The following is a 3,824-nucleotide window of genomic DNA, read 5'->3' on the forward strand; positions in this document are numbered from 1 at the left end:
CGGACCATCGGCACGCCGCCGATCGGCGCGACGGCCTTGTCCGCGTCGCCGAAGCGCGTCGAGCGCCCGCCGGCGAGGATCGCTCCGGTAGTCACGGCCGTCACTCGGACGGGCGGGGACTTCGCCGTTGCGGTGGTTCCGAGCGGGCGGGGACCCGCCGAACAGGTTCGGGCGCAAGCGGCGCTCTGGGCGGTCCATCCCCCCGAAAGCGACCCGTTAAGTGGCCGGCGACCCAATCGATATTCATGCCAGAGGCCACGGACTTAGAGGAGCTGAAGCGCGGGACCGAGCTGGTCAAGCGCGGCTTCGCGCAGATGCAGAAGGGCGGCGTCATCATGGACGTCGTCAACCGTGAACAGGCCCGGATCGCGGAGGACGCGGGCGCGGTCGCCGTGATGGTGCTCGAACACGTGCCGGCGGACATCCGCAAGCGCGGCGGCGTCGCGCGGATGCCCGACCCCGAGCGCGTCCCCGAGATCATCGACGAGGTCTCGATCCCGGTGATGGGCAAGTCCCGCATCGGCCACCGCAAGGAGGCGGAGATCTTAGAGGCGCTCGGCGTCGACATGATCGACGAGTCCGAGGTGCTCACGCCCGCGGACGACGAGTACCACACCGACAAGCGCGACTTCACCTCGCCGTTCGTCTGCGGGGCCCGGAACCTCCCCGAGGCGCTCCGCCGGGTCCACGAGGGCGCGGCGATGATCCGGACGAAGGGCGAGGCCGGCACCGGCGACGTGAATCAGGCCGTCAAACACCAGCGCACCATCAAAAACCAGATCCGGACGCTCACCGGACTCAACTACGAGGAACGCGAGAAGTGGGCCCGCGAACACGGTGCGCCTCGCGATCTGGTCCACGAGACCGCCGAGGCCGAGCGGCTCCCGGTCGTCAACTTCGCGGCCGGCGGCATCGCGACGCCCGCCGACGCCGCGCTGATGATGTACCACGGCTGCGACGGCATCTTCGTCGGCTCCGGTATCTTCGGCGCGGAGGACCCCGCGGCGATGGGCAACGCCATCGTCGAGGCCGTCAACAACTGGGACGACCCCGAGGAGCTCGCCCGCATCGCCAGCGGCACGGGCAAGGGGATGAAAGGCCAGTCCAACGAGGACATGAAAGAGGAAGAGCAGCTTCAGGGCCGCGGCGTCTGAGCGGTCGCTCGATCCCACACTCGGTACAAGACGTTTTTCGCTGGGCGTCGCACCGCTCGATATGAGCCCTCCCGGCGGTTCTCCCGACAACGAACGACTCGACAGCGACAGTCCCGATAGCGGTCGGCTCCGACGACACCTCGTCGGCAACCGCCGTCCGCGCCGGGCCCTCTTGTTGTCGGTCGCCGTGCTCCTCGCGGCCGTGTCGGTCGCGTTTCTCGCGGGCGCGAGCGTCGGACTCTACGTCTTCTTCGGCTGGCTCGTGATCGTGCCCGCTATCGCCGTCGCCGGCGGCCTCGTCGGTGCGGGGCTCACGCCGACGACCGGCTCGCTCGGGCTGATCGCCGTCTGGGGGTACGTGTTCCCGCCGCTGCTCGGCTACCTCACCGGTGAGTGGGCGGTCGGGTCCCGATACAGCTACCCGCGGATGCTGGGATACGCACACGGGTCGGCCCGCGCCGAGCTGATGGGCGGGTTGGAGTCGGTCGTCGAGTTCGCCCTGCCGCTCGCGGTCGTCCTCGGAACCGTCGGCTACGGGGTCGGAACAACGGTTCGATGGGGAGCGCGTCGCGTGTCCGCGTGACTGGCGACGAAGCGACATCCGCTCAACACAGATGACTCACCTGTCACTCCGAACCTTAGTTGCCAGTTATTCGTCAGATCACTTCACGAAAAAACGAGTCAGTCTTGACAATTAATGATCGTTATCAGGCGGATCATCAACGATGTCGAATGATTCCGTCTCCACCGTCTCATCAGCGTCTCCTTCAATAGTCATATCGTATGAAACATCTCTGAGCGGGTCTCCGATGTTGAGATTTATTCCACTGAGTTGGACACCTACCGAAGCGTAGTTAGTGCCGGAATCTGGCACTAGTTTCATGGAAATTGTCCAATCATCAATTGCTAAATTCTCAAGAGTTGCGCCCCAGACCATAGGTTCATCAGAATTACGACTTTTGCTCAGTGGCTCAATGGTGAACCCTTCTATTGTTCCGTACTCTTCAAGTAACGATATATCAATCTCGATTACTACCTCGTCAGCTTCTGGAGTCAGCCACTCAACGTAGAGATCCTGTTGGGTCTCACGATAGGTGTTAATTGAATTCGGACACAGTGTTGGTGGGAGTAACTGAGGGTTAACGAGTGTGAACTCCCCGTCTAATGAAAGCGCGAAACCACACTTACTCCCGCTTTTACCACCGTGGAAACTGCCTTGGCGGAACTCCACATGGTCATCGGGGGATTGAACGTCGTATTGGACTTCAGTCACTGCTTCGACATCTGTGAACTGGTATCCTGTCAACTTCAATGCGATCGGGTCCGCATCGGACGCATCCTCCGACGTACGAATCACGAGGTCAATAATCCCGTCAGTGATATCCAAAGTATCGACGTTGTTGTTGTAAGCCTCTGTAGATCCGTATCTCCCTTGTGTGGTTTCGACAGAGAGATCTTCTGTGTTTACTCCATACTGCTCTAACGGGGTAACGTCTATTCTGACGGTATGCTCCTGATTTTCCTCAGGTAATTGGCTTCCTGCCAGGTCGAATATCTCAATAACTTGTTCGGTATCGAAGCCGACTCTAATGTTGTCTACAGTGACGGGCATACTCACCCGCGGCTCGTCCTGAGATTCTCCCTCTGAGAGATCCATACAGCCAGAACCGGCAGCAATGAGAGAGAGGGATCCGACAGCGATGAGATCTCGGCGTTTCACACGGAAGCGGTGTCAATGGGTGCGTATATGTTTTCTGTGAATATCTAGCTCAATGGTATCAGTTGGCTCGTACTCGAATTGGTGGGATTCTAGCCGGTCGACTCGCACGCCTTAGCGACGTCCATTTCGTTCAATCTCGCGTCCAAATGAGAAGCGTTCGACGGGAGGCCCTGTCACCCGATCTCGGCTCGGATCTCCCGGGTTCGGCGAACGATCCGGAACGGGCTCCCAGTCGTCTCCTCGAATCAGCTCCGAAGCGCCTCGACCGGGCGCTCGTTGGCCGCCTTCCACGCGGGATACGCGCCGCTGACGATCCCGACGCCGACGCCGAAGCCGAGCGCCAGAAGGAGGTAGTAGCCGTTCGTCGGGTCAAGCACGAGGGCGGCGTCGACGGCGGGCGTCGCGAGGACGAGGCCGGCGACGAGCAGGACGGTGAGCAGCGTGCCGGCCGCGGCTCCGACCGCGCCGATCAGTCCGGCCTCGGCGAGGAGGACGCGCAACACGTCGCGGCGGGCGACGCCGACCGCGCGCATCACCCCGATCTCCTGTCTGCGCTCGACGGTGCTCATCAACATCACGTTGAGGATGGAAACGCCGGCGACGACGAGCGAGATGGCACCGAGGCCGAGCAGGAACGTCGAGAGCAGGCCGAAGAACTCGTTGATCTCGTCGACGAGGGCCGCCAGTTCGAACAGCTCTACCCGGTCTTCGCGCGCGTTCACCTCCTCGCGGATGGCGTCCGCGGCGGCGTTGGCCTGTGCGCCCGAGTCGGCGATCACGAGCGCCTGCGCGTAGCCGTCGGCCGAGAACGCGGACTCGGGGAGGAACACCGCGTTGTCGGGCGCGACCGGGCTGAACGTCTGGCTCTCGACCAGCACCGCGATCACGCGCACCTGCGAGCCGGCGATCTCGACGGTGTCGCCCGCGCCGGGCCCCGAGGTCCTCTGCCA

At 62.6% G+C, this 3,824-nt stretch carries 5 protein-coding genes; 2 read left to right on the top strand and 3 right to left on the bottom strand.

Annotated elements, in window-relative coordinates; all coding sequences use genetic code 11:
* On the bottom strand, nucleotides 1–95 hold a 95-nt coding region (locus BN903_RS18120), incomplete at its 3' end, for an NTP transferase domain-containing protein (RefSeq protein WP_154018115.1).
* Nucleotides 96–245: 150 nt separating this feature from the next.
* Here BN903_RS18120 and pdxS point away from each other — a divergent pair.
* On the top strand, nucleotides 246–1,154 hold the full coding sequence (gene pdxS, locus BN903_RS10280) for a pyridoxal 5'-phosphate synthase lyase subunit PdxS (protein WP_048077643.1): 909 nt from the start codon (nucleotides 246–248) through the stop codon (nucleotides 1,152–1,154).
* A 61-nt stretch (nucleotides 1,155–1,215) separates the two neighbouring features.
* Nucleotides 1,216–1,737 (top strand): hypothetical protein, encoded by a 522-nt coding sequence (locus BN903_RS10285; protein WP_048077644.1) that lies wholly within the window; start codon nucleotides 1,216–1,218, stop codon nucleotides 1,735–1,737.
* A 111-nt stretch (nucleotides 1,738–1,848) separates the two neighbouring features.
* Here the strand turns inward: BN903_RS10285 and BN903_RS10290 are convergent, their stop codons facing one another.
* Together BN903_RS10290 and BN903_RS10295 are read right to left on the bottom strand one after the other, a co-directional pair.
* Nucleotides 1,849–2,874, bottom strand: coding sequence for a hypothetical protein (locus BN903_RS10290; RefSeq protein WP_154018111.1), 1,026 nt, complete (start codon nucleotides 2,872–2,874; stop codon nucleotides 1,849–1,851).
* 245 nt (nucleotides 2,875–3,119) lie between these two features.
* Nucleotides 3,120–3,824 (bottom strand): ABC transporter permease (locus tag BN903_RS10295; RefSeq protein ID WP_154018116.1); only part of this gene is annotated, 705 nt, incomplete at its 5' end.

The sequence above is a fragment of the Halorubrum sp. AJ67 genome, assembly GCF_000513435.1.

Excerpts from the sequence above, each read along its gene's own strand:
- pdxS (WP_048077643.1), top strand. The coding sequence starts at position 246 with ATGCCAGAGGCCACGGACTTAGAGGAGCTGAAGCGCGGGACCGAGCTG.
- BN903_RS10285 (WP_048077644.1), top strand. The coding sequence starts at position 1,216 with ATGAGCCCTCCCGGCGGTTCTCCCGACAACGAACGACTCGACAGCGAC.